Origin of the sequence: Parabacteroides sp. PM6-13, from assembly GCF_029892605.1 — a bacterium.
Classification (GTDB): domain Bacteria; phylum Bacteroidota; class Bacteroidia; order Bacteroidales; family Tannerellaceae; genus QVMG01.
In genome coordinates, this window is record NZ_JARXWF010000001.1 from 291,541 (window position 1) to 316,937 (window position 25,397).

The 25,397-nt window shown below is 48.2% G+C and carries 21 protein-coding genes; 9 read left to right on the forward strand and 12 right to left on the reverse strand.

Features of this window, described 5'->3' with window-relative positions:
* Positions 1-77: 77 nt before the first annotated feature.
* Positions 78-1,355, reverse strand: coding sequence for an O-acetylhomoserine aminocarboxypropyltransferase/cysteine synthase family protein (locus M2134_RS01150; RefSeq protein ID WP_280749564.1), 1,278 nt, complete (start codon positions 1,353-1,355; stop codon positions 78-80).
* Between the two features lie 148 nt (positions 1,356-1,503).
* Here M2134_RS01150 and M2134_RS01155 point away from each other — a divergent pair, with 148 nt between their 5' ends.
* Entirely contained in the window at positions 1,504-2,490 is a 987-nt protein-coding gene (locus M2134_RS01155) for a DNA/RNA non-specific endonuclease (RefSeq protein WP_280749565.1), read from the forward strand.
* A gap of 11 nt (positions 2,491-2,501) precedes the next feature.
* A complete protein-coding gene (locus M2134_RS01160) occupies positions 2,502-3,791 on the forward strand; it encodes a nucleotide sugar dehydrogenase (protein ID WP_280749566.1) in 1,290 nt (429 codons plus the stop codon).
* 225 nt (positions 3,792-4,016) lie between these two features.
* Here M2134_RS01160 and M2134_RS01165 read toward each other — a convergent pair whose 3' ends face one another.
* From M2134_RS01165 to M2134_RS01180, 4 genes are read right to left on the reverse strand one after another with little or no spacing between them, the layout of a single operon-like run.
* On the reverse strand, positions 4,017-5,582 hold the full coding sequence (locus M2134_RS01165) for a carboxypeptidase-like regulatory domain-containing protein (protein ID WP_280749567.1): 1,566 nt from the start codon (positions 5,580-5,582) through the stop codon (positions 4,017-4,019).
* A 15-nt stretch (positions 5,583-5,597) separates the two neighbouring features.
* Complete coding sequence (locus tag M2134_RS01170; RefSeq protein WP_280758110.1) at positions 5,598-6,437, reverse strand: FecR family protein; 840 nt, start codon at positions 6,435-6,437, stop codon at positions 5,598-5,600.
* Positions 6,438-6,442: 5 nt separating this feature from the next.
* Positions 6,443-6,991, reverse strand: a complete 549-nt coding sequence (locus tag M2134_RS01175; protein ID WP_280749569.1) for an RNA polymerase sigma-70 factor — start codon at positions 6,989-6,991, stop codon at positions 6,443-6,445.
* Positions 6,992-7,042: 51 nt separating this feature from the next.
* Positions 7,043-8,305, reverse strand: coding sequence for a carboxypeptidase-like regulatory domain-containing protein (locus tag M2134_RS01180; RefSeq protein ID WP_280749570.1), 1,263 nt, complete (start codon positions 8,303-8,305; stop codon positions 7,043-7,045).
* A gap of 183 nt (positions 8,306-8,488) precedes the next feature.
* Here M2134_RS01180 and M2134_RS01185 point away from each other — a divergent pair, with 183 nt between their 5' ends.
* Positions 8,489-9,316: a FimB/Mfa2 family fimbrial subunit gene (locus tag M2134_RS01185; protein ID WP_280749571.1), complete on the forward strand. Its 828-nt coding sequence runs from the start codon at positions 8,489-8,491 to the stop codon at positions 9,314-9,316.
* Positions 9,317-9,322: 6 nt separating this feature from the next.
* Here the strand turns inward: M2134_RS01185 and M2134_RS01190 are convergent, their stop codons facing one another.
* Positions 9,323-9,949, reverse strand: a complete 627-nt coding sequence (locus tag M2134_RS01190; protein WP_280749572.1) for a cytidylate kinase-like family protein — start codon at positions 9,947-9,949, stop codon at positions 9,323-9,325.
* 50 nt (positions 9,950-9,999) lie between these two features.
* The gene (locus M2134_RS01195; RefSeq protein ID WP_280749573.1) at positions 10,000-11,358 is read right to left on the reverse strand and encodes an MATE family efflux transporter; all 1,359 of its coding nucleotides are present in this window, start codon (positions 11,356-11,358) and stop codon (positions 10,000-10,002) included.
* A gap of 158 nt (positions 11,359-11,516) precedes the next feature.
* Between M2134_RS01195 and M2134_RS01200 the strand changes: the two genes are divergently transcribed.
* From M2134_RS01200 to M2134_RS01210, 3 genes are all read left to right on the forward strand, one after another.
* Positions 11,517-11,987 carry a GAF domain-containing protein gene (locus M2134_RS01200; RefSeq protein ID WP_280749574.1) on the forward strand — a complete coding sequence of 157 codons (471 nt, stop codon included), beginning with the start codon at positions 11,517-11,519 and terminating at the stop codon, positions 11,985-11,987.
* 27 nt (positions 11,988-12,014) lie between these two features.
* Positions 12,015-13,040, forward strand: coding sequence for a family 43 glycosylhydrolase (locus tag M2134_RS01205; RefSeq protein ID WP_280749575.1), 1,026 nt, complete (start codon positions 12,015-12,017; stop codon positions 13,038-13,040).
* A 90-nt stretch (positions 13,041-13,130) separates the two neighbouring features.
* Positions 13,131-14,879: a phospho-sugar mutase gene (locus M2134_RS01210; protein WP_280749576.1), complete on the forward strand. Its 1,749-nt coding sequence runs from the start codon at positions 13,131-13,133 to the stop codon at positions 14,877-14,879.
* A 143-nt stretch (positions 14,880-15,022) separates the two neighbouring features.
* Here M2134_RS01210 and M2134_RS01215 read toward each other — a convergent pair whose 3' ends face one another.
* A complete protein-coding gene (locus M2134_RS01215) occupies positions 15,023-15,994 on the reverse strand; it encodes a methylenetetrahydrofolate reductase (protein WP_280749577.1) in 972 nt (323 codons plus the stop codon).
* 82 nt (positions 15,995-16,076) lie between these two features.
* Between M2134_RS01215 and M2134_RS01220 the strand changes: the two genes are divergently transcribed.
* The gene (locus tag M2134_RS01220) at positions 16,077-17,096 is read left to right on the forward strand and encodes a branched-chain amino acid aminotransferase (RefSeq protein WP_280749578.1); all 1,020 of its coding nucleotides are present in this window, start codon (positions 16,077-16,079) and stop codon (positions 17,094-17,096) included.
* A gap of 128 nt (positions 17,097-17,224) precedes the next feature.
* Here M2134_RS01220 and M2134_RS01225 read toward each other — a convergent pair whose 3' ends face one another.
* From M2134_RS01225 to M2134_RS01240, 4 genes are all read right to left on the reverse strand, one after another.
* On the reverse strand, positions 17,225-18,001 hold the full coding sequence (locus tag M2134_RS01225; protein WP_280749579.1) for a Cof-type HAD-IIB family hydrolase: 777 nt from the start codon (positions 17,999-18,001) through the stop codon (positions 17,225-17,227).
* A 140-nt stretch (positions 18,002-18,141) separates the two neighbouring features.
* The gene (locus M2134_RS01230) at positions 18,142-19,755 is read right to left on the reverse strand and encodes an outer membrane protein transport protein (RefSeq protein WP_280749580.1); all 1,614 of its coding nucleotides are present in this window, start codon (positions 19,753-19,755) and stop codon (positions 18,142-18,144) included.
* Between the two features lie 55 nt (positions 19,756-19,810).
* A complete protein-coding gene (locus tag M2134_RS01235; protein ID WP_280749581.1) occupies positions 19,811-21,232 on the reverse strand; it encodes a hypothetical protein in 1,422 nt (473 codons plus the stop codon).
* Between the two features lie 432 nt (positions 21,233-21,664).
* The gene (locus tag M2134_RS01240; RefSeq protein WP_280749582.1) at positions 21,665-22,372 is read right to left on the reverse strand and encodes a GntR family transcriptional regulator; all 708 of its coding nucleotides are present in this window, start codon (positions 22,370-22,372) and stop codon (positions 21,665-21,667) included.
* Between the two features lie 231 nt (positions 22,373-22,603).
* Between M2134_RS01240 and M2134_RS01245 the strand changes: the two genes are divergently transcribed.
* Positions 22,604-23,929 carry a dihydrolipoamide acetyltransferase family protein gene (locus M2134_RS01245; protein ID WP_280749583.1) on the forward strand — a complete coding sequence of 442 codons (1,326 nt, stop codon included), beginning with the start codon at positions 22,604-22,606 and terminating at the stop codon, positions 23,927-23,929.
* Positions 23,930-23,945: 16 nt separating this feature from the next.
* The gene (lpdA, locus tag M2134_RS01250; protein WP_280749584.1) at positions 23,946-25,316 is read left to right on the forward strand and encodes a dihydrolipoyl dehydrogenase; all 1,371 of its coding nucleotides are present in this window, start codon (positions 23,946-23,948) and stop codon (positions 25,314-25,316) included.
* Positions 25,317-25,397 lie beyond the last annotated feature (81 nt).

Consider the following 25,397-nt stretch of genomic DNA (forward strand, 5'->3'; position numbering starts at 1 on the left):
AATTTTGAATTATGAATTATGAATTATGAATTATGAAGTTCGTGTTGCCGAATTCATAATTCATAATTCATAATTTCTTATTGTAGCGCCTGTTCAACATCCGCAATAATATCTTCCGCGCACTCGATGCCGGTGGAGAACCGGATCAGGTCGGGAGCGATGCCCGCCTCTTTCAGTTGATCATCGCTCAACTGACGATGCGTATGGCTGGCGGGATGAAGCACACAGGTGCGCGAATCGGCCACATGGGTCACGATCGACACCAGTTTCAGGCTGTCCATAAAGCGGATCGACTCCTCTCTCCCACCCTTCAGGCCGAAGCAAAGCACGCCACAGGTGCCGTCGGGCATATATTTCTGTGCCAGGTCGTAGTATTTATTGCTTTTCAGTCCCGGATAGCTTACCCAGGCCACCTTCTCGTTCTTCTCCAGCCACTCGGCCACCGCCAAAGCATTCTTACAATGTTGCGGCATACGCAGATGAAGCGTTTCCAATCCAAGATTCAACAGGAAAGCGTTCTCCGGCGCCTGAATAGATCCCAGGTCGCGCATGAGTTGTGCCGTTGCCTTGGTGATATAAGCACCTTTACCGAAGGCTTTGGTATAAGTCAATCCATGATACGACTCGTCGGGCGTGCATAATCCCGGAAACTTATCCGCATAGGCATCCCAGTCGAAGTTGCCGCTATCGACAATGGCACCGCCCACTGCCGCTGCGTGTCCGTCCATGTATTTCGTCGTCGAATGAGTCACAATATCAGCCCCCCACTCAAACGGGCGACAGTTGATAGGCGTAGGAAAGGTATTATCGACAATTAAAGGAACCCCGTGTTTATGCGCAATGCGAGCGAATTTCTCGATATCCAACACCATCACGCCCGGGTTCGAGAGCGTCTCACCGAACAGCGCCTTGGTGTTCGGTCGGAATGCCTTGGCAATCTCCTCTTCCGAAGCATCCTGATCAATGAATGTACATTCGATGCCCAGTTTCTTCATTGTCACGGAGAACAGGTTGTAGGTTCCCCCGTATATGCTGGTTTGCGCCACAAAATGGTCGCCCGATTCGCAAATATTAAACAACGCATAGAAATTGGCTGCCTGCCCCGACGATGTCAGCATACCGGCCACCCCACCTTCCAAGGCCGTGATCTTGGCAGCCACCGCATCGTTGGTCGGATTTTGCAGGCGGGTATAGAAATAACCGCTCTCCTCCAGGTCAAACAGGCGTGCCATCTGCTCACTGGTATCATATTTGAATGTCGTACTCTGATAAATAGGAAGCTGGCGCGGTTCGCCCTTCTTCGGTTGCCATCCGGCCTGCACACACAACGTGCCCGGTTTAAATGAATTCCCCATTGTTTTGAATCAATTAATTTGTAGTTATATAGCTCATCAATGGGCGCAAAGATATGAAAATAAGTTGAAAGAGAGCGGCCGGTCTATAAGCCGGCTTTAGCGATTATCCGTTATTTCTATTAATTTTGTATCCGATAAGAGGTATTATATGACACAGAAAAAAGGGGGCAAAAAACCCGTTAAGAAAAAGAAGCCAGGTAAAACAAATCGGAAAGCGAAAGAAAAAAGCTTCTGGACCAGCGTCAGGAGGTTTGTAGGGAGTGTATTATTGGTGATAGTGGGTATTTTCGCAGCTCTCTATCTCACGGATATTATCTATCCGAAGGATCCCGACAACGCGGCGCCCAAACGGTTATTGGCAAAACTCTTCTCTTCCGACCCAAGGGAGACTTTTATGTTTCCCGGTGAGAGAAACGCTGCGTTGAATAACGATATTGACAGCCAGGGGGTACGGATCGAATTGCCTATTCTTCGTGTCAAGCGCAACGAACAGATCATTCACCACGAGGGCTACTCGCTCTCCTATAACTCCAACTATAAGATAGCCAACTGGGTAGCCTGGGAGCTGACGCGCGAGGAGGCGAACGGCAAACTGCCTCGCACCAATATGTTCGTGCCCGATCCGATGGTAAAAGGGGCAACGGCACTTCACGAAGACTACACCGGTACCGGGTTTGATCGCGGACATATGGCACCTGCCGGCGATATGAAATGGTCAGAGAAGGCGATGCGCGAGACATTCTACCTAAGCAATATATGCCCCCAAAACCGGAAACTCAACCAGGGTCTCTGGAACACGTTGGAGAATAAATGTCGCCAATGGGCCAGAGATTACGGATCGGTATGGATAGCCACCGGACCGGTCATTGAGGAGGGGATGCGTGTGATGGGGAAAAACCGGGTCGGCGTACCGACGCATTTTTATAAGGTGATTTGTTGTTACTCAAATAACAAATACCAGGGAATTGCGTTCTTAGTAGAGAATAGAGATTATGGAAAGCAGTCGCTCAGATCGTTAGCGATCCCTATCGATAGCGTAGAGAAGGTCTGTGGGATCGACTTCTTTTATCAGTTGCCGGAAGAGATACAGCAGCAGATGGAGTCGAGCGTAAAGGAATCATTCTGGTTCAAGTAAGGAGAAAAGGTATGTATAAAGCATTGATCGGAAAAGAAAAAAAGCTGGCGGTGATTGGCCAGGGTTATGTAGGATTGCCTCTTGCCATGGCATTCGCCCGCCATTTGTCGGTGATCGGGTATGATATCGACAAAGATCGGTTAGAGAAACTACAACAAGGGATGGATCCGGGCAACGAGGTGAGTCCGGAAGAGTTCGAAGGGAAAGATATCCTCTTCACTTCATCAGTCGACGATCTCCGCCGTGCCTCTTTCTATATCATTGCCGTGCCTACTCCCATCGATCGCCACAACCAACCCGATCTGACGGCGTTACTCAGCGCGACACGACAGGTGGGTCAGGTATTGAAACAGGGCGATTATGTGGTTTATGAATCGACCGTCTATCCGGGTTGTACGGAGGAAGACTGTATTCCCCTATTGGAACAAGCCTCTTCCTTAAAAGCGGGGAAAGACTTTCATGTGGGCTACTCACCGGAACGTATCAATCCGGGTGATCAGAAGCATACGCTTTCAAATACAATCAAGATTGTTTCTGCTTCCGATGAAGAGACCTTAGACACCTTGGAAAAGGTGTACGGGCTGATAGTGGAAGCGGGATTGCATTGTACCCCATCGATCAAAGTGGCCGAAGCAGCCAAGATCATAGAGAATACGCAGCGGGATGTGAATATCGCGTTGATGAATGAATTGTCGATCATATTCGACCGCATGGGTATCAATACCTACGATGTGTTGCGGGCGGCAGGAACCAAATGGAATTTCCAGCCCTACACGCCGGGACTGGTGGGCGGCCATTGCGTGGGGGTTGACCCCTATTATATGGTATATAAGGCACGCGAATTGAATTACCACCCAAAAATGATCAACTCCGGGCGGTTTGTGAACGACTCTATGGGCGGCTATATCGGTAAGAAGATCGTGAAAAGAATGATTGCCCAGGGCAAAAACATCTTGGGCGCGCGTGCCCTGGTGATGGGATTGACCTTTAAAGAGAATGTTTCCGACATCCGTAATTCCAAAGTGGTGGATATTATCAACGAACTAAAAGACTACGGCATGGAGGTGGATGTGACCGACCCTTACGCGTCGCCCGAAGAGGTGGAAAAGCAGTATGGCCTGAGCCTGAAAAAGCAACCAAAAGGGCGGTATGACGCCATCATTGTGGCCGTTTCGCATAAGGAATATTTAACATTGAGCGAAGAATGGTTTTTGACCATAGCCAACGAACCGGCCGTTTTGGGTGACGTAAAGGGTATTTATCAAGGACGAATCGCCCAAATGGCCTACTGGAGCCTTTAAAAACAGGCAGTCGAAATGTTAAAAAGTAAGACAACCTGCAAATAAGTATCGAGAATGGTGAAAATGTGTTTTATAATATGTTTTTTTTTTTGTGCGGTCTCGATAAAAGGCTCATCTTTGCATGCAGATAACCTAAACAATCTTTTTGCCTTAAAGACTAATACCTATTAAAAACCTATAAAGAGGGCCTTTGAGAAAAGGCCCTCTTTATGATTTTAAAAGTCACTACTCTTCAGTCTCCTCTATGATATTCGATATTTTATTGATGGCCTCCTGGAGCGATTCCTCCGGGAGAATGATATTGAATTGTTCCCAAAATCGTTTGTCATAGGTATACTCTGTTTCGGAGAAAACGCTATGGGTTGGGATGCGTTCACTCCGGGCAAAACGTTTTACCTCTTCCGTTTCCGTTTTCACGGTGGCCATTTCAAACCAGATATGTAGCGCGGTGCTAAAGAGTTGTCTCTTCTTACGCACACGAAATTGCAGGTCACCCCGAATGTGGTTGATATAATAAACCCCTTTCGACTCTTTGTAGGAAATGGTATAAGAGACCTCTTGCGGAACAACATGCAACTGGCGACTCTTGCGCTCGACATACATAGGGGCCGCCTCTGACACAAATTTGGGATGCACCCGGAAGGAGACACCCAACAAAGCGCTGTTTTCCATATCGATATAGATCTCACCTTTGAAAAGTGGCGAGGTGATACCGGCTCGTTGTTCGAAGGTGACCACATTGGCGAGTCGACCGTCTATCTCTTTGATATCGGCATGTGCATAGTCGTATAATACACGCTCTTCCGGCAGGAAGAAGTCGGGCAGATTCTTTACCACATCGAGCAATAATGTCGTTTGTATGCCCGATTTGAACTTTGTAATCATGGTATCACGCTCTGAGGTATCACGCAGGCGCCGCATCTTCAAGAGCTTCACCTGATCGCTTGTCACCGGAGAGGTATAGGGCGTTTTATAGAGTTGAAACAATGCCTCGGTGAGGCTCACCAATCGCTTCCGGTTATGGATGCCTTCCCGGTAGAAAACGGTATGATAGACCGGATCTGCCGCGTTGTTCTCCACCCGCTTCGCCAACATCTCATCCAGGAGCTTTACCGGATTCACCAACCGGACAATCACCTCCTGCAGGGGTATCACCTTCGGTTCCAGCGTAATATAGCGGTAAGCACCTGCCAACAGATCGGTGTCAACCGTGTAAGAGGTATAACCTAAATGAGTGAACTGCACCGGATATTTCCGTAAGGAATCGGGGAAGGTAAACCTAAACTCGCCATTCTGATTAGTGATCGTACCGATCGCCCCTTCGACAATACCGATGGTCGCGTAAGAGATCGGCTCGTTATTGTAGCGGTCGGTCACCACCCCTTCGATGGTAAAGAGCGCCGGTTCAGACAATACGTTCTCTTCCCGCGGAGGTGCCTCTTTCGGAAGGAATTTTGTTTCAGCCTCTTGCGGATGAATCAGGATATGGTTACCGGAGATACGCAACGATAAAGCGGGATCACCGGTGATGAGCCGGATGGCCTGCCGGATGGTGTAACGCCCTTTTTTTAGCTTGACCTCCTTGTCGTTGTCGATCACCCGACTGTCGTAGACAAACAAATAGCCGGAACGGTCGGTCACCAGTCCCAGCATCTTATAGACACTCCCTTTGCTTCGGGGCAGATCGATCTTCCGATCCAATCCCTCTCCATCTGCCATCACCGGAGCGGCTACGCACAATAGCCACCAGGCGAGACATAGGATAAAGCGAAAAGGAACCGGCAGTCTCATCTTTTATCTCTTATTTCATGGTTCTGTAATCAACAGGCCCTCTTCGGTTTGGGTATAAGCAAGACCCAGTCCCAGACAAATAACCTCAGCCATTTCTACCGGGCTATGCCCTTCGAAGGCAACCGTGAAGCTACGATCTTCCAACGCAGGAATGGTCAATAGCGGCACCGAAGAGATCTCTTGATTGAGTATACGCAGGACATCGCCCAGGCGTTCATCTTTGAAGCGGATACGCTTCATGGGGTCGCGATTCGCTTCCATCTTATTAATCTGCCATTCGCCGGCTTGCAAGCGGGCTATCTCGCCGGCATTCACCAGGCTGCTCTGTCCGCTTTCCCGGGCAACAACCTTCACAACGCCCGACTTCACGCTTAGTTCAAAAGGCGCGTTTCCCTCGTTTCGTATCCGAAAGGAGGTACCTACCACCTCTACATGCACATTTTCTGTTGAGATCAGAAACGGACGTTCCTTGTTGCCACTGACATCAAACTGCGCATTTCCTTCCAAAGCCACTTCACGACGATCGGTCTCAAAGGAAGAGGGATAACGAAGCACCGCTTTTTCTGCCAGGTAAACCACAGAACCATCTTCCAGGGTAGTGATCAATGTGGTCGCCTCTTCCGCGTTGCGAAGTGTCAGGAAGGAGGAGACCCGGTTGTTCTGAAGCGTATAATGATACACTCCGGCCACCACCAGACACAATAGGGCTACCGCAGCCAACAGGCGAATGCCCCGCGAGGGCAACCTCTTCGTTTTCCGACAGGGGGCAACAGCCCCCGCCAGCAGTCCGTCTTCATCCAGACGGGCATATAACCGGTCCCACGCCCGGTCTGTTTTTCGTTGATGTATATCCATTTTATTCATATTCTATAGGTATAGGCCTCGATCTCTTTTCGTAATAATTGAAGGGCTTTCGTCATCTCTGCCTCCACCGTCTTGACAGATAACGACAGTGCCTCGGCTATCTCCGCGTATTTCATCCCCTCGAAGCGGTGCATCTTAAAAATGCGTTGACGTCGCTCGGGAAGCTGACGAATCGTCTGATCGATGAGTCTCAACAATTCATTGTATTCCAAATCGTCATGCGGTGTCGGGTCTTCGATCTTTTCTTTTCCTGCCATCGCCTCCTGGTAACGGTGGCGCACATCCAGATGTTCCAGGTATTGAAAAGAGCGGTTGCGCACGGCACCATACAAATAATTCTTCAGCGAACGCAATACGGTGATCTGCTCCCTTTCTTTCCAAAACACATAGAACAGCTCCTGTACGATCTCTTCGGCTATATCCATCCGTCCGGTAAGGCTTGCGGCATATAAACAGAGAGGGGTGTAGTAAAACCTGAACACCTGTTCGAAGGCTCCTATATCCCCTTTCCGGATCTTATCAACCAAGAGTATCCCGTTTAACATAACCGCATTATATACCTATCTTATCCAAAGGTACGAAAAAGTATCAAGATATTATTTTTGTTGTTTTCTTAACTTGTTTACGGCTGATTCCAGCGACTCGGTCGGTTCGATAATGTTATACCCACCCCAGAAGTCCTCATCCACAAAATCGGCCACCCGATCAGAGAGCGATTGATTTTGTTTGAATGCTTCCCGGCTGGGGATGGTGGTGTCAGCCGGTTTGCTATCGGTGACCACCATTTCCGAGTTGATCGTGTAGTTGGTGGCAAACAGACGTCGTTTCCAGTCACACCGGAAGCGCACCTCGTTGCGTATATAACTTAGGTAGGTCACCCCGTCACGTTCTTTATAGGTCACCAGGTAGCTGACCTCCAGCGGACGGAAGCGCAAACCAAACGGTTTCTTCCGCAGAATGGCTTGCGTAGCTTTATTTTGATCGTCCATATTCAGATTGAATTCCGCCCGGCTGAACGACATCTTCTCCCGATCGATATACAATTTGCCTTCATACAAGGCGTAAGGCAATATAGCCTGCGGCTTAAAGCTGATCACATAATGGTGGCGATCATCCAGCATCACACTCTCTTCCATACGAAAAGCATAATAAGGCAGCATCTCGCGGTCTAACAATACATCAGGATTCTTCACGATATCTACATAGACCGATAGATTCGGTCCCCCCAATAGCTTCACCACCAACGTATCGCCGGCACGTTGGCTCAACAGCTTACGTCCTTTGTAGATCTGTACCCGGTCGCGGTTTACGTTCATGTCTTTGTAAGGCGATTTATAGACATCGATAATCGCTTCCGAGATGTTGATATACCGACGTCCCTTCTGTGCCGTTTCACGATAGAAACCGGTAAAGAGATTGGCCTGTTTGCTGTAGTTTTCAGGGATCTTTTCCATGGCCTGTTCCACAATCAAACGGGGATCACCTCCACGCACAATCACCTCTTCCAAGAGATTGGCATTGGGCACCAGCGCAACAGTCAAACCGGTTATATCCCGCCCATTCAGGGGGATAATGCTGTTCAGGTAACCGATATGACTGATCTCAATCTTATTGGCACCCAACGATTTCATTACCTTGAGGGAGAATTGCCCATCCTCATTGGTAACGGTACCGACATTTGTTCCCGGCACCGACACGTTGACATATTCAAGCGCTCTTTTCGAACGTTGGTCTTTCACTACCCCACTCACCGTCACGAACGCCTCCTCCATAACATCCTGTCCATAGATCGGCATCATCCCGCTGCCTATCCATAACAATATGCTCCATAAAATGATCTGTTTACTGAACCTTTTCATACGTGTTACTTATTTTAGTTTATTATCTCTTTCCACTCTGTCTTTAAGATCGTTCAATACGAAAATACCCTATTTTTTTGTATAAAAATGACACCATCCGCTTTTTAATTGATTTATTTTCTTATCTTTATAGGATTGTTATGTGATAGACTAATCGTACTTTAAACTAAAAACAACTGAAATATGAAAAACCGACTGTTACAAAACGTTTTTATCTGGCTGTTTGTCGGATTATTCCCCCTGTCTTTCACCGCATGCGAAGAAGATGGAGAAGCAGAAAAGGTCTATAATATATCCATGCAAGTTCTTAATAGCTACGGATCTGACGTGACCACATCCGGTGATGTCGAAGAGGTGGCCTTGTATATTTTCGACGATCAGGAGCGATTGATTATGGAGACATTTCTTTCCAAAGCGGCTATCGAAGGGAAGCAAACAATTCATATCGATAACAGGAACAACTCCTCCCAGCTGACGATTGTGGCTTATGGCAACTACAAAGATGTGAAGCTCCCGGATATCGCGGGCAATGATCCGATCAGCAATTTAAAGATCAAACTAAAACAGAGTGGTGAATCATTCACACCCCCCGGCAAGCTCTATTATGGGAAAGCCGTTATTATGCCGGCACCAGCAAATGAGGTACAGCCGGTAGAGATGCGGCCGGTAACAGGAGGAGTCGTACTTGGTTTTTATGAAAAGGACATGGAGGGCAACACCTATCATGCTAAAATCTCAAACTTAGCAAACACACTTGATTACGAAGGGAATATAACAGGTAAAGAGGCATCCTTCACCCTTCCGACAAACAAGGTTTCGGAGGAAATGGTAGGTCTCTTGGGGCTTGTTTCAAATGAGATCTTTTTATTCCAATCTTCTTCCATTCCCCAAGTTGACTTTTACAGAAACGGAGAATTAATTGAAGACATCTTCTTTGGTAGCGATGAATTACCGGTTTCTATCCAACCCGACCATACGATTTATATCATCGGAGAGTATAGAGAACCCTAAGCGAACTCATCTTTTCCCCTGACGTCGTTCGATAAAATCTTTCATCAGCGCGACTGTTTCGTCGGTGCCTAATACGGAGGCGTCGATCGAGAAGTTGTAGGAGTTGGCAGCGCCCCAGGTCTTATTCGTATAATAATTATAGTAGGCGGCACGCGATTTGTCGGTCTTGATCATCAATTCTCTGGCCTCTTCTTCACCAATCTTTTGATACTCCATGATGCGTTTGATCCGGTTTTCTGTCTTGTCATGGATAAAGAAACTGAACAGTCCCGGCTCATCACGAAGGATGTAATCGGCACAACGGCCTACCAATACGCAAGAGTTCTCTGCCGCCAGCTTACGCATCGCATCGCTTTGCAGTTGAAACAATCCGTCGTTGGAAAGGAAATCGGTATAGGGCATATACATACCCATATAGGAATAACCGGTGGTCAGTGCGTACGAAAGCCCACTGGCCGTGCGTTCATCTGCCTTTTCAAACACCTCTTCGCAAAGACCGCTCTCTTTGGCCGCCACCGCCATAATCTCTTTATCATAGTAGCCGATGCCTAATTCCTCGGCTATCTGTTTTCCTATTATGCGTCCTCCACTGCCGAACTGACGGCCGATCGTAAGGATTATTTTCTTTTCCATATGCTGTTTTTCTGATTAACAATGTACACAAATATATTATTTTTTTCCTTTTAATCGCTTTCTCTGGCGGTTTTAAACTTTTTGAACTGATTCATCAAGACAAACCAGGTGATGATAGCTGCCGTTACATCGGCGAAAGGGATAGAGATCCAGACACCCAACGTCCCCCAGAACTGAGGCAGGATAATCAGGAAAGGCACCAGGAAGATCAGCTGACGCGAGAGCGACAGGAAGATCGATTTGCGGGGCATGCCAATGGAGAGGAAAAAGTTGGTTGCTACCATCTGGAAACCGACGATCGGGAATACGGCAAAGGCAACCCGCAATCCCTTTGTGGCAATATCGACCAGTTCCGGGTCGGTGGTGAAGATCCGTACCATGGTGCCCGGAATGATTTGTGCCAACAGAAAACCCGTCGTAGAAATAGCAATCCCGATCTTTAAGGTCAGTTTGGTAATCTCCATCACACGCGGGAAGAGACGCGCCCCGTAGTTATACCCGGCAATGGGCTGCATGCCCTGGTTCAGTCCCATGATAATCATTACGAAAAGTGACGACAGCCGGTTCACGATACCATAGGCACCAATCGCCAGGTCGCCTCCGTGTTCCTTCAATCCCCGGTTGATCAGGATCACCACCAAGCTGGCGCATAGATTCATCAGAAACGGCGACATACCGATCGAGAAGATATCTTTCACCAGCTCACCTTTCAGTCGGTATATGCCTTTCCGGAAATGGATAAGGTTCGACGATTTGGAAAAATGGCGGAGCTGAAAGCCCAACGAGATCAACTGCGAGATAACAGTTGCCCAAGCCGATCCTTTGATGCCCCATCCGAAACCGAAGATAAATATCGGGTTCAGGATGCAGTTGATCACTACGGATGCCAAGGTAGCATACATGGCCAGGCGGGGGAAACCAGCGGAACGGAGTACCGCGTTCAAGCCAAGATACATATGCGTCACCACATTACCCATCAGGATGATCTCCATATATTCGCGGGCATACTGGATTGTCTGGTCGCTGGCCCCAAAGAAATAGAGCACCGGATCCAGGAAGATCAGGCTGACAATCGTAAAGGCAATACCTAATAAGATGTTTAACACAAACACGTTACCCAACACCCGGTTGGCACTTTCGTAATCGCGTTGTCCCAGCTTGAGCGAAAGCAGGGTGGCCGCTCCGGCGCCAACCAGCGACCCGAAGGCTGCCGCCAGATTCATCAGCGGGAAGGTCAGAGCCAGACCGGAAATAGCCAAGGGACCGACTCCATGCCCGATAAAGATGCTATCGGCAATGTTATACAACGACGAGGCGGTCATAGCAATGATAGCCGGGATAGCATATTGCGTCAGTAATTTACCTGTACGCTCAGTACCCAGTACTAAAGGAGAATTCTTTTGTGTCATAAATGATTGATCTTATGCTGGTAGCAGCGTCACTGCTAAGAGTCTGCAAAGATAGCCATTATTCAGGCTGATTGTACGTTTTTTTAACGTGTGTTAATAGAATAGAGTCTGTGTTTATAGTTATCTTCGCTCTTCTAAAACAAGAAAACAAAAAGATCATGGCTGAAGATTTACAAATCACCGGAACGAGTAAAGAAGAGCGTTACGCCTCCCTGTTTCCCCAAATAGTTGCCCTTGTTGAAGGCGAACGGGACACAATCGCCAATATGGCCAATGTGGCGGCAGCTCTGCGCCAAACCTTCGGCTTCTTTTGGGTCGGTTTCTACCGGGTCGATGGAGAACAACTGGTGTTGGCGCCTTTCCAAGGACCGGTCGCCTGCACCCGCATCCGTTATGGCAAAGGGGTATGTGGCACAGCCTGGAAAGAAAAACAAACCCTGATTGTGCCCGATGTAGATCAATTCCCCGGACATATTGCCTGCAACTCCGCCTCGCGTTCGGAGATTGTCGTGCCCCTGATACAAAACGATACGGTCTACGCCGTATTAGATATCGACAGCGACAGCCTCAACAGCTTCGACGAAACCGACCGGATCTATCTGGAAAAAATCGTAGCACTACTACGGTAACATATACTTAATAATAATCTGTTTGTTATGAAAAAGAATGTACTTTTCATTTTATTACTGATGGCTCTGCCTATCGCTTTGTTTGCCCAAAATAACGATCCGCAACGCAGGATCGGAGTGCACGACCCGGTGATGATCAAAGAAGGCAACACCTATTACCTGTTTACGACCGGGAATGGGGTGAGTGTATTTTCCTCCCCGGATATGAAAGAGTGGAAACGCGAAAAACCGGTCTTCGAGAAAGCGCCCGACTGGACACTGGAGGCGGTAAAAGGATTCCGTGGCCACTTCTGGGCACCAGACATCAGCTACCACAACGGATTGTTCCACCTCTATTATTCCATCTCGGCCTTTGGCAAGAACACCTCCTGCCTGGGATTGGTGACCAATAAAACGCTTGACCCACAGAGCCCCGACTTCGAATGGGTCGACCAGGGTCCGGTGATTTGCTCAATACCCGGTGTCGACAACTGGAACGCCATCGACGCCAATCTCATCTATGGCGAAGACGGAAAACCCTATCTGTTTTGGGGCTCTTTCTGGGACGGGCTTCAGATTATTCGCCTGACCGACGACCTCAAAAAGCCCTATCCGGGCGAAAAACCCCGGACCATCGCCTCGCGCAAGAACGATCGCCGGGCAGAAAACCCGCCATCAATCGATAATAATCCGGTAGACGCGGGTGGCAATGCGATCGAAGCGCCTTTTGTGTACAAAAAAGGGGATTACTATTATTTCTTTGCCTCTATCGACTATTGCTGCAAAGGCATTGAAAGCACCTATAAAATGATTTACGGACGCTCTAAGAATGTGGCCGGACCCTATTACGACAAAGAGGGAAAAGACATGCTCTTTGGTGGTGGTACCATCCTGATGGCAGGCGATGAGGACTGGCATGGCGTGGGACATAATGCCGTTGTAGGCTGGGACAATGAAGACTTCTTGTTATTCCACGGCTATGACGCCAATGACAACGGACGTTCCAAACTGCGGATATTCCGCCTGTTATGGGACGAAAACCAATGGCCGGTTATTGGAGAAGCCATCTATTGATTATTTATTGTCGGATAGACTCTGTTTCAATAATTTTACGTAAGTTTGCCTTCGTTTTTTTAGAAAGAACTATATGTTAAATATTACAATATGGAAAATAATAATTTGCTTGAAATGGTGAGAACCAAAGCCCAAGGATGGCTTAGTAAAAGTTATGACGAGGAAACACGTGCACAGGTTCAGGCCATGCTCGACAATGACGACTCAACGGAATTAATCGAAAGTTTTTATAAGGATCTGGAATTTGGCACCGGTGGGCTCCGTGGTATCATGGGCGTGGGGTCGAACCGGATGAACATCTACACCGTAGGCGCTGCAACGCAAGGATTATCCAACTATCTGAAGAGTGAATTCTCTCATCTGGAGCAAATAAAGGTGGTGATCGGACACGATTGCCGTAACAACAGCCGCCTGTTTGCGGAGATCTCTGCCGATATCTTCTCGGCCAACGGCATCAAGGTCTATCTTTTCGAAGACCTGCGCCCGACACCGGAGATGTCGTATGCGATCCGTAAATTGGGATGCCAGAGTGGTATTATCCTGACGGCTTCACATAATCCGAAAGAATACAACGGCTACAAAGCCTATTGGAATGACGGGGCGCAGATGATTGCTCCGCACGACCGCAATACGATTGCCGAGGTGAATAAGATCCGTAACGCTTCGGATATTAAATTCAAAGGAAACAAGGAATTGATCGAGATTCTCGGTGATGAGATCGACGAACAATACGTGAACGCCTTGACCTCTATCTCTCTTTCTCCCGAAGCAATTGCCCGCCATAAAGACATGAAGATCGTCTATACGCCGATCCATGGCACAGGTGTGAAACTGGTGCCGGCGGTGATGAAGGCGTTTGGCTTTACCAATATCATTCATGTGCCCGAGCAGGATGTGGTGAGTGGTGACTTCCCTACGGTGATCTCGCCGAATCCGGAGGAACCGGCAGCTCTCTCCATGGCGGTAGAGAAGGCGAAAGAGACCGATGCCGACCTGGTATTGGCGACCGACCCGGATGGCGACCGTGTAGGCGCTGCGATCAAAAACGATGAAGGCGAATGGGTATTGGTTAATGGTAACCAGACCTGTATGATCTACCTCTATTACCTGATCACCCGCTGGAAAGAGCTGGGCAAGGTGGAAGGAAAGGAATATATTGTCAAGACCATCGTTACGACAGAGACGATCCGCGCGATTGCCGAAAAGAACGGCGTGGAGATGTATGATGTCTATACCGGATTCAAATGGATCGCTGATGTGATGCGTAAGAATGAAGGCAAGAAGAGTTATATCGGTGGTGGTGAAGAGAGCTACGGCTTCCTGGCGGAAGACTTTGTGCGCGATAAGGATGCCATTTCGGCTTGTGCCCTCTTGGCAGAGATAGCTGCCTGGGCCAAAGACCAGGGCGTTACGCTTTACCAATTACTGCAGAAGATCTATGTAGAGTATGGCTATTCCAAAGAACAGGGAATCTCTGTGGTGAAGAAAGGAAAGAGCGGCGCGGAAGAGATCGAAGCCATGATGAAGCGTTTCCGGGAAAACCCGTTGACCGAGATCGCCGGCTCAAAAGTCAGCCTCTTCAATGACTTCGGTACGCTGAAAAGCTATAGCTACGCAGATAATGAAACGTTGACATTAGATATGCCGACAACCTCGAATGTGTTGCAGTATTTCACCGAAGACGGAACGAAAGTATCTATCCGTCCTTCCGGAACCGAACCGAAGATTAAGTTCTATTGCGAAGTGCATGCGAAAATCAATCGTATAGAAGATATCCCGCAAGCTGAAAAGGATGCCAACGAAAAGATCGAACAGATCAAGGCATCGCTGGGGATCTGATAAAAAAGTGAGTAGTGGTTAGTGGTTAGTGATTAGTAAAATTAACCACTAACTACTAAACACTAATCACTGATCACTAACCACTAATCACTAACCACTAATCACTAATCACTAACCACTAATCACTGATCACTAATCACTGATCAAAAGACTGCTTTCGCCACCTGATAAACGCTTTCGGTGGCCAGGAAAGAATAAAAATGCAGGCAGGGCACGCCATGGGCGATCAGGTCTTTGCATTGTTCGATACACCACTCCACTCCAACAGCTTTGGCCTCCTCATCTGTTTTACATTTGCGCAATTCTGTCGCGAAAGGCTCGGGTATATCTGCCCGGAATATTTTCGGTAATACCGTAAGCTGACTACGTAACACCACCGGCTTGATGCCGGGGATGATTGGCACCGTGATACCTTCTGCCCGGCAACGATCCACAAACTCATAATACTTGGCATTGTCGAAAAACATCTGGGTAACCAGGTATTCCGCACCGTTCTTTACCTTCTCTTTCAGGTAATGGATATCGGAATCCATATTGGGTGCCTCTTCATGCTTCTCGGGATAGCAAGCCATACCGTATGAATAGGGTGTTTCGTTGGCTTCAAAAAGGGTGCCATCGACGGCTACGCCCCGGTTGAAGTCATTCACCTGCTTCTGAAGATCGATCGCATAGTCGTGATACTCCGCCGGATTCAGGTTGGGATCCAATGTTTTTGTGTCGCCCCGAAGCAATAACAGGTTGTAGACACCCAGGAAGTTGAGATCGATCAAGGCGTATTCTGTTTCATCTTTGGTGAATCCTTTACATATAATATGTGGCACAGCCGGGATACCGTAGCGATTCTGGATGGCGGACGCAATGGCGACCGACCCGGGACGCTTGCGGATATTCACACGTTCGAAGCGTCCGTCAGATAGCGTTTTGTAGATCGGCTCACTGTGGTGCGACGTGATATTGATATATTGAGGGTCGAATTCCCAAAGCTTATCGATCACACTATATACTTTCTTGATACTGTTTCCTTTCAGTGGAGGAAGCAACTCAAAGGAGAAAGCTGTTCCTTTATGATTGTTGATCAAATCAATAACTTTGCATTCTGCCTTATTCTCTTTCATAATGATAATAATTTGCAGCAAAAGTAACCAATTTACCCCGAAATAGCTTACATTTGCCATAACAATCTAACTTACAAAGATTATGGAAAATATTAATTGGTCAGACCTTTCGTTCGGTTATATGAAAACCGACTACAACGTGAGATGTTATTACCGGGATGGGAAATGGGGCGAGTTGGAAGTCTCTTCTTCCGAGATCATTAACATCCACATGGCGGCTACCTGCCTACACTATGGACAAGAGGCCTTTGAAGGCCTGAAAGCCTTTAAAGGCAAAGACGGAAAGACACGTGTCTTCCGCATGGATGAAAACGGAAAACGCATGCAGTCTTCCAGCCAGGGCATTAAAATGGCTGAGCTTCCCTTGGATAAATTCCAGGAGGCAATCCGTAAAGTGATCAAATTGAATGAGCGGTTTGTGCCTCCTTACGGGAGCGGCGCTTCGCTGTATATCCGTCCGCTGTTGATCGGATTGGGTGCACAGGTGGGCGTAAAACCGGCTAACGAATATATGTTTATTGTTTTTGTTACTCCGGTGGGTCCTTACTTCAAGACAGGATTCCAGCCTTCTAAGGTGTGCATGATGCGCGGATACGACCGCGCGGCTCCTTATGGAACAGGAACCATCAAGGTGGGTGGTAACTATGCTGCCAGCCTGGCAGCCGGTGAGCTGGCGAAAGAAAAGGGATATGCCGCGGTGCTTTACCTGGATCCGAAAGAAAAGAAATACCTCGACGAGTGTGGCCCTGCCAACTTCTTTGCTATCAAAGGGAATAGCTACATCACGCCGCAGTCGAATTCCATCCTTCCTTCGATCACGAATAAGAGCCTGATGCAACTGGCGGAAGATATGGGTATGACCATCGAGCGCCGTCCGGTAGCGTTTGAAGAACTGGCTACTTTTGAAGAGGCAGCGGAATGTGGCACGGCAGCCGTTATTACGCCGCTTTCACAAGTCGACGACCTGGACGAAGGCAAGTCGTATATCTTCACAACCGATAACAAACCGGGGCCGGTATGTACGAAACTTTATAAGAAACTGACGGGAATCCAATGCGGAGATGAACCGGATCCTTATGGATGGGTTGAGATTATCGAATAACGATTCCAATCACTACAAATAGAGAACGCGGAGAACAGAAGAGTCTAACCAACTCACTTTCTCCGCGTTTATTTTATTTTGTCAATCTACTAATCACTGACCACTAAACACTAATCACTGATCACTAATCACAATACCCCAAAGTGCCTCAGCGCTTTTAGTACACCATCGTTGTCGACTGTGTCGGTCACATAGTCGGCAATAGCTTTCACCTCTTCTTCGGCATTTCCCATAGCGATACCGATCGGTACATGTTGCAACATCTCTACATCGTTGCCACCATCGCCAAAAGCCATGGAGTCTTCCAAAGCAATCCCGAAGTGTTCGAGCATTTTATCGATGCCTACCGCTTTGCTGCTTCCGTGCGGAACAACATCCGAAAACATAGGGTTCCAGCGGGTCGCTTCCGCATGTGGCATGACCGACATTATACGCTCCTGCTGTTCTTTCTGGAAAAAGGCGATCACCTGATAGACGGTTTCGTCGGCTACTTCCCGCAAGGGGCGAAGCGGAATATCTGAGAACTTCAACAGCTCAAAGATCTCTTCCACCGCTTGGTTTGAATAATTCATCCAGATGGCGTTCTCCTGCACCAGGGCAGAGGGGAAATTCTCCACCTTTTCCTGGTAATCGATCATAGCCAGTATATCCTCCTTCGGGATTCCTCGGCGGTAGATCACCTCATCTTTGCCTTTCAGACAATAACTCCCGTTCATGGTGATATAGCCGTCGAACTCCATATCGCCCAGGTTGTTGATCGCCCGCATATGGCGTCCTGTCGCAATAAAAACTTTGATGCCTTTCGCGCGCAACGCGCTGATAGCCTCCCGCGTCGAAGCAGGGACTTGGTGTGTTTGAAAACTGACGAGTGTCCCGTCAATATCAAAAAAAATCGCTTTAACCATGGCGCTAATCTCCTATTAAAAACCATTGCAAAGGTAGGCATTTCGCTAACGAAAGGCAATTTAACAGCATACTAAATAAAAAAAGCCGGCCATTCGTTTGTATCGAATGCCGGCCTTCTTCCTATTTGTTTTCCGAATAATCAGAATTTATATCCCACTGTCAGGGAAACCTGCGTACGGCTGGTCTTTAGCGACAACGGCTGTGCCTCGATCAGTTTAGTCGGAACATTATTATCGTCGTAGAGGATGATGCTGGAGAAAGCATAGGCATCTTCTTTGTAAGCCGTAGATACACAGGCCATGTCCATATAGAACTGCGGCGTAAAACGGTAACCGAATCCAACAGAGAAGCTGTTTCTTCCTTTATCGATTGTATAATGAGGCATAGTCCCTACGGTAAAGATCTCTACATCGCCGTCTTTCAATTTGTCCTTCATCGGCGAATTGGTAAACGATCCACCGGCACGTACATAAAACTGCGGGGTAATACGGGCTTCCGCTCCGATGCGCAACGTACCGCCTGCCTTGAAATTATCGCGAATATCCTGATTCTCATAGCGGTAGTCGCCAGCTTCGCCATAAGAGTTGTACAATTTCATGTTCCGATAGTTGGTCATTTCGTAGTCTACACTCACCAAGCCATATTGACCCAGGATGAAGGCCGCGCTGAACAACCATTTATCCGGCGTACGCAGTTCATAATCGGTATAAGCCCCTTTGGGGGAATTATTAGAAATAGCATCACCGTTCGGATATTCATTGTTGGTCAAAGACGATCCGGCTTCTCCATAATAGACATCGGTCATCTTATACCAGGTTGGCGAGTTATAAGCAACACCCAGACGCAGAAAATCCCAAGGTCTCAGAATAGCTCCCACATTGATGCCATATCCGCTTCCGTCGGTATTCAATCCGTTATCCAGGTAGAAATCGTTACCGTCGACAGCGAAATACTCATCGTAGGAAGACTTCAATTGGTAATTGATATCTGTTACGTTCAGCGTAGCACCAAACAGGAATGTTTCTGCAAAATTCAATCCGAAAGAGATATTGTATTGATCGATTGAACCGGATTCCCTCACATTATAACGTGCCTGATCCAGATTGAAAGGACGCCAACCGTTTCCGGTGTCTTCGCCAAACATGCTTCCGTAGGTCTGTTTGCCGGCTCCATCTTTGCCTGTATCGATAATGAGTCCTCCCTGATAGCCTAACACCGACAGCCAGTCATTCAGGTCGTCATAGGCAAAGTCTTTACCAATAATATCTGCCGACAGTCCGTATGCCCGTTCACCTATATAGTCGGAGAGCGAGGTGTGGAGTCCATTCCCGCTTCGCGCATAATAGTGACGATTGAAATTCTTAAGCCGGTTGTAAGAGAATCCGGCATTCCAGCTCACCAGCCCTTCGTCTCTTCCTGTCGGGAAGTAGGCCACATAAGCGATATTATCGAAATTAAATTTCGTTCGGTTCTTACTATCGGTCTCGCCAAGCCAATTGGTTTTCGCATTGGTCATGGAGAGATTGAGGGTCGTAACCACCTCCGAGCTCTTGTAAACAGCCAGTCCGGCGGGGTTGCCACTCATAGCGGAGATGTCTCCGCCCAGCGCTCCGAAAGCGCCACCCATGCTCATATACCGGGCTGTTCCCTGCATATCTGTTTGCCCGAACTTATAAGCATCCAACATACTTTGTGAAAAAGCAACGCTGCCACAAAGGGTCAGCGCTGCTATTATAAGATTTATTCTTTTCATCCTTTTGTTTTTTTATTCAACTTCCATCTTCACGTATCAACTCAGAACGGTGTATTTAGCGACGTCCACCACCGGAACGTCCGCCACCGCCACCGCTGCTTGCACCACTGGAGCGACTACCGCCACCACTGCTTCCTGAGCTGAATGATCCGCTGGAGGAACTACGAGAGGTAGAAGGTGCGCTATAGGTACTTCTCTGTTGTGAAGAGTTTGAATTGGAGCTTGAGCGGTTATAGGTGCTACTATTATTCGTCCTACTTCTGCTTGTAGAAGAAGAGGTGGCCGACTGGCGGGTGGTTGTCGAAGCGGAACGGCTTGACGATACCCGTGTGCGACTGCTATTGGATGGAGCAGCAGTTGCATTGCTCTGACGGCTACTGCTCTGACGCGTTGACTGAGTAGCGCTCTGACGGGTTGTCGTACCGGTACTGGTACCTACCCGCGTACTTTCGCTTCCACCGGCTCTGTTACCGGCACCTCTTACACCTTCGCGGGTGGTTGTCCGTCCGGTGGTTGTGCCTACACTCTCCCGTGTAGCTGTCGTAGCTCTGTTGTTATCACTGCGTAGTGAGGTCGCGTTTTGGCGTCCCGTACGTGATGCTGAGGCACTCGCCGTTCCTACCCGATCAGTAGAACGAGAGGCTGTTCCTCTGGAATAAGAGGCACGTCCGTTGCTGTAATGGTTACGGTTGGATACGTAATGGTTCGTATAATAGTGGTTGTGTCCCCAACCGCCATAATAACCGCCAGGATATCCACCGTAGTAGCTGCCGTAAAAGCCACCGTAGTAGCCTCCATAATGCCAAGGGCTAAACCAGGGATCGTACAATCCGCCATAATAGCCTCCCCAGCCCCAGCTCCATCCCCAATGCATATGAGGACGATAGTGCCAGGAGGAATAATACCAGGGATTGCCTAATCCGTAGTACCAGGAATCCCAATAGTTGTATCCCCAACCTCCCCAGCCATTATCAATATTAATATTGAAGCTCACATTCGCTCCTCCACCGGAATAGTCGGTATCATATCCATAGCCATAATAGCCGTCGCTCAGGTAAAGGTCTACCTGATCGGCTCCGACGATGGAGATCTTACTGGGTGAATGATAACGGATGATCCGTTCGGTATATTCCGTATCGGAACGGCGTTCCTGCTGAGCTACTACCGGATCGTCTTCATAAGGAAGTTCGTCCTCATAGTAATAGGCTTCTTCCATATCCGCATTGGAATAGCGGCGGTTGTATTCGTCTACATCACGCTCACCGCTCTTGCTGGCGGGAGCGGCCGTGGTAGTCGTGGCTGCTACATATACTACTTCTTCTTTCGGCTGCACAATCTTCTTCGCTTCAACTTCAGTGTTCTTGGCCTTTTTGTTTTTGGAAGAGAAATATACATCGTCGAAGAATTCTCCCTGAGCCGACGCACTGAAGGCTATCAGGAGCATTACTAATAATGATGTCAATTTCATGGGTTTCATATTCTTATTCTCCTCTATTAATAAATGAATCTTTTAACGTTACTTGTTTGACTGATAATTCCTCTTTTGGTTTAATACCTTCCCAAAGAGTCGGCTTCTATCGATACAACGAATGCAGAACCAAGCTGGCTTGAGCTATGCTGAGACGCATCCTATATTATACAAATATAGTGAATTACTATGGGATTGGCTCTAATTTATAGATACTTTAACCAAATCCGACAGAAAAATCCACCTCTTATTATAGGTGATGCAAAAAACAGCCAAAAGGCTGCATGCCGTAAAAAGACAGCGTCTCACACTTTTTGGGAACATTTCTCACGTCCCCAAAAGCATATAAAAAAATTCTCACCCGCGTGAGAAAAAATTCTCATGCGGGTGAGAATAAAAAAAAACCTGCTGAAATAGCAAAATGTCATGTTGAGATTTTTTTCAGAAAGTGCCGCTAAGTCCGTACTTGCTGGTGACGCAAAAAATCTGGCTGTAGAGGTAAAATCCCGGGCGATTGGTTTCTATTCTCCGGTTCACTTGCAACACCGGATGCCCCTGGCGTATCTGCAGAAGGGAATGAGTTCGTTTGTCGGCGCTGATAGCAAATAATTGCTGAATGCCGCCCGTTACTGTAATTTTATATTGCGTACGAAGAAGATCGAAAAGGGAGGCGTTTTCCAAATTATATTCCGTAAAGCGCGGCAGACCTATATCCGGCAACATCGTAATATCGAGAATAACCGGCTCACCATTCAATATACGCACCCTTTCAAAATAGATACACCCCGCCTGCTGTTCCTCTTCACTGATGGGATAGGCAAAGGCCTCGTTCCACTCCCGGTGTTCCGGCTTTACGATGATCGATGTCTGCAGGCGCGTACCATCCATAGCCGACGTCGTACTCGAGAGCGAGAGGATACCAATCTCCTTAGGGGCGCCTTTCACAATGCTCCCTTTTCCCTGGTGGCGAACAATAAAGCCATCCTTCGTCAACAAATCGAGCGCCTTGCGAATAGTCGGGCGAGTCACATCATAGACACGACACATCTCATTTTCAGAAGGCAACAGATCGCCGGAAACAAAAACAGCGTCGGCTATCTGACGCCGAAGCGCTTCGTAAATCTCTCTATAGCGGGGTAATTCGTGCATGGAACTTGTTTTTTGACAAAGATAATTTTTAACCGGAAGAACACCAAAACAAAACGATACAAGTTAACAACTTGTAAAGCAAATAAGCAAGTGTAATATCCTTATAATTAAATATATCAGCTATTACTTGTAAATATAAATAATTGTTGTATTTTTGTGGACATTAAATGCATGAAAGGCTTTAAAGGCTTGCACAACAACAAAAAAAACAAACACATAAAAAAAAGAAATATGGCAACAGCAGTAATCATGCCCAAGCAGGGCCAATCGGTCGAAAGTTGTATACTGACCGAACTAAAAAAGAAGAAAGGAGACAAAGTAGCCATCGGCGATGTATTGTTCGCCTACGAAACCGACAAAGCCTCTTTTGAAGAAGAGGCCAAGGTAGCGGGCGAAATCCTGGAAGTATTTTTTAATGAAGGGGATGAAATTCCCGTCTTAGTGAATGTATTGGTCATTGGCGAGCCGGGCGAATCGATCGAAGGATTGAGTCCCGAAGCGGGAGCACCGGCCACGGTGGAAGCTGTAGAAGAGAAGCCACAGACAACAATTGCAGCCCCTCAGCAAGAGGCAGCAGCTCCCCAACCGCAGATCGCCTATTCATCTACCGCCTCTGCTGTTTCTCCCCGGGCACGCGCCCTGGCCGACAAACACGCGATCGATGCGGCCGCACTGAAAGGATCAGGCCCCGGCGGACGGGTGATTGCCGACGATGTAGAGGCTGCCATCAGCGCCTCACCACGCACCACCCCACTGGCCAAAGCCATGATCAAAGAGGGTGGATTGCACGCTCCGGCAACAGGCGACGGTTTGGCGGGTATGGTACGCAGCAGTGGTCTTTCCGCTACAGCCGCTCAACCGGCTATGGGCGATGGCGACAGCGTTGTGAAACCTTTAACCAATATGCGTAAACTGATTGCACGCTCTATGCATGCTTCGTTGCAAAACTCCGCCCAGCTGACCCATCACCTGGGAGCAGACGCGCGACGCATCATGGAACTTCGGAAGGTAGCCAAGGCCAACGGACTGAATGTAACGATCAACGACCTGGTTTGCTTTGCCGTTGTCTGGGCGTTGAAACAATTCCCGCAGGTGAACGCCCATTTCGAAGGCGACAGTATGCGTCTTTTCAACCATGTACACCTGGGACTGGCGGTCGATACGGATCGCGGCCTGATGGTTCCCGTTGTTCGCGATGCCGATTACCTGTCTGTTCAGGGACTGGCAACCCGCCTGAAAGAGGTAGCCGAAGCCTGCAAAACAGGCTCTATCAGCCCCGACCTATTGTCACCGGCTGCCGCCTCGTTCACGGTGTCTAACCTGGGCAATTATGGCGTCGAGATGTTTACGCCGGTGATCAACCTGCCGCAGGTGGCTATCCTGGGGGTTAACACCATTGTTCCCCGCCCGAAAGATCTGGGTGGTGGCGTCTATGCCTTCGTACCTTATATGGGCTTAAGCCTTACTTACGACCACCGGGCCTTAGACGGTGGCGAAGCGACCCGCTTCCTGAAGCAGATCGCTATTGAGATTGAGAACCTGAATGTCGAACTATAAAAACACAAATGGCTTTATGAAACAATTTGATTTAGCAATTATTGGCGGAGGTCCCGGGGGCTATGTAGCAGCCGAACGCGCTGGTGCCAAAGGACTGAAAGTGGTTCTTTTTGAGAAACGCGAACTGGGTGGCGTATGTCTGAACGAAGGATGTGTGCCTACGAAAACATTGCTTTACAGCGCGAAGATCTATGATTCAGCATTGAATGGCGACAAGTATGGCGTGAAAGCCGGTGAGGTGACGTTTGATTATGGCAAGATCGTTGCCCGCAAGAACAAGGTAGTGCGCAAGCTGGTAGCCGGTGTGGGTGCGAAGATGAAAGCCCACCACGTGGAAGTAGTCAAAGGCGAGGCCTTTATCGACGGACGCTCCGATAAAGGGGTGGAAATCACCTGCGGCGAAGAGAAATATGCAGCAACCAACCTGTTGTTATGTACCGGTTCTGAAGCCTTTGTTCCTCCGATCGAAGGAATCAAAGAGGCGGGAGAAGTGATTCTGACCAACCGCGAGATCCTGGCGATGAAAGAGCAACCTTCGTCGTTGGTTATCATTGGCGGTGGTGTGATCGGTATGGAATTTGCCAGCTTCTTCAATTCCTTGGGAACGGAAGTGACCGTGATCGAGATGTTGCCGGAGATATTAGGCGGTATCGATGCGGAAATCAGCGCTATGTTGCGTGAGGTATATACCAAGAAAGGGGTACGCTTTAATTGTTCCTGCAAAGTGGTGAAAGTAGATGGAAACACCGTGCATTACCTCGATCCCGAAGGAAACGAACAGACCGTTTCGGGCGATAAGATATTAGTCAGTGTCGGACGCCGCGCGGTAACCGCCGGTTTCGGACTGGAAAACCTGGGTGTTGAACTGGATCGCGGAGCGGTGAAGGTGGATAACCAGATGCGCACCAACGTGCCGGGTGTCTATGCCGCCGGTGATGTGACCGGATTCTCCATGTTGGCACATACCGCCAGCCGGGAAGGCGAAGTGGTGGTCAACAACCTGACAGGGCGCAAAGACGTGATGCGCTACGATGCTGTGCCGGGTGTGGTCTACACCAATCCGGAGGTAGCCAGCGTAGGCTTGACCATCGAGGCTGCCAAAGCAAAAGGCATCGAAGCCAAAGAACTGCAACTGCCGATGGCCTACGCCGGACGTTTCGTAGCAGAGAACGAAGGCGGAAATGGTCTTTGCAAAGTGGTAGTAGGCGAGAAATACGGACAGGTATTGGGTGTTCATATGATAGGCAACCCCTGTAGCGAAATGATCTACGGTGCCTGCATCGCCATCGAACAGGAGATGACCGTCAAGGAACTCGAAGAGGTAATCTTCCCCCACCCGACTGTCTCAGAAATCTTCAAAGAAACAATCTTTTTGAATGAAGAATGAGGAATAAAGAATGAAGAATGGATTTCTGACTTCCATTCTTCATTCATCATTCATCTTTCTTCATTGAAAATTCATCATTCA

Coding starts and splice junctions, on each gene's coding strand:
- M2134_RS01205 (WP_280749575.1), top strand. CDS start 12,015: ATGAAAAAGAATGTACTTTTCATTTTATTACTGATGGCTCTGCCTATC.
- M2134_RS01190 (WP_280749572.1), bottom strand. CDS start 9,949: ATGGAAAAGAAAATAATCCTTACGATCGGCCGTCAGTTCGGCAGTGGA.
- M2134_RS01160 (WP_280749566.1), top strand. CDS start 2,502: ATGTATAAAGCATTGATCGGAAAAGAAAAAAAGCTGGCGGTGATTGGC.
- lpdA (WP_280749584.1), top strand. CDS start 23,946: ATGAAACAATTTGATTTAGCAATTATTGGCGGAGGTCCCGGGGGCTAT.
- M2134_RS01155 (WP_280749565.1), top strand. CDS start 1,504: ATGACACAGAAAAAAGGGGGCAAAAAACCCGTTAAGAAAAAGAAGCCA.
- M2134_RS01235 (WP_280749581.1), bottom strand. CDS start 21,232: ATGAAACCCATGAAATTGACATCATTATTAGTAATGCTCCTGATAGCC.
- M2134_RS01195 (WP_280749573.1), bottom strand. CDS start 11,358: ATGACACAAAAGAATTCTCCTTTAGTACTGGGTACTGAGCGTACAGGT.
- M2134_RS01220 (WP_280749578.1), top strand. CDS start 16,077: ATGGAAAATATTAATTGGTCAGACCTTTCGTTCGGTTATATGAAAACC.
- M2134_RS01210 (WP_280749576.1), top strand. CDS start 13,131: ATGGAAAATAATAATTTGCTTGAAATGGTGAGAACCAAAGCCCAAGGA.
- M2134_RS01200 (WP_280749574.1), top strand. CDS start 11,517: ATGGCTGAAGATTTACAAATCACCGGAACGAGTAAAGAAGAGCGTTAC.
- M2134_RS01245 (WP_280749583.1), top strand. CDS start 22,604: ATGGCAACAGCAGTAATCATGCCCAAGCAGGGCCAATCGGTCGAAAGT.
- M2134_RS01180 (WP_280749570.1), bottom strand. CDS start 8,305: ATGAAAAGGTTCAGTAAACAGATCATTTTATGGAGCATATTGTTATGG.
- M2134_RS01225 (WP_280749579.1), bottom strand. CDS start 18,001: ATGGTTAAAGCGATTTTTTTTGATATTGACGGGACACTCGTCAGTTTT.
- M2134_RS01170 (WP_280758110.1), bottom strand. CDS start 6,437: ATGGATATACATCAACGAAAAACAGACCGGGCGTGGGACCGGTTATAT.
- M2134_RS01215 (WP_280749577.1), bottom strand. CDS start 15,994: ATGAAAGAGAATAAGGCAGAATGCAAAGTTATTGATTTGATCAACAAT.
- M2134_RS01175 (WP_280749569.1), bottom strand. CDS start 6,991: ATGTTAAACGGGATACTCTTGGTTGATAAGATCCGGAAAGGGGATATA.
- M2134_RS01230 (WP_280749580.1), bottom strand. CDS start 19,755: ATGAAAAGAATAAATCTTATAATAGCAGCGCTGACCCTTTGTGGCAGC.
- M2134_RS01185 (WP_280749571.1), top strand. CDS start 8,489: ATGAAAAACCGACTGTTACAAAACGTTTTTATCTGGCTGTTTGTCGGA.
- M2134_RS01240 (WP_280749582.1), bottom strand. CDS start 22,372: ATGCACGAATTACCCCGCTATAGAGAGATTTACGAAGCGCTTCGGCGT.
- M2134_RS01165 (WP_280749567.1), bottom strand. CDS start 5,582: ATGAGACTGCCGGTTCCTTTTCGCTTTATCCTATGTCTCGCCTGGTGG.
- M2134_RS01150 (WP_280749564.1), bottom strand. CDS start 1,355: ATGGGGAATTCATTTAAACCGGGCACGTTGTGTGTGCAGGCCGGATGG.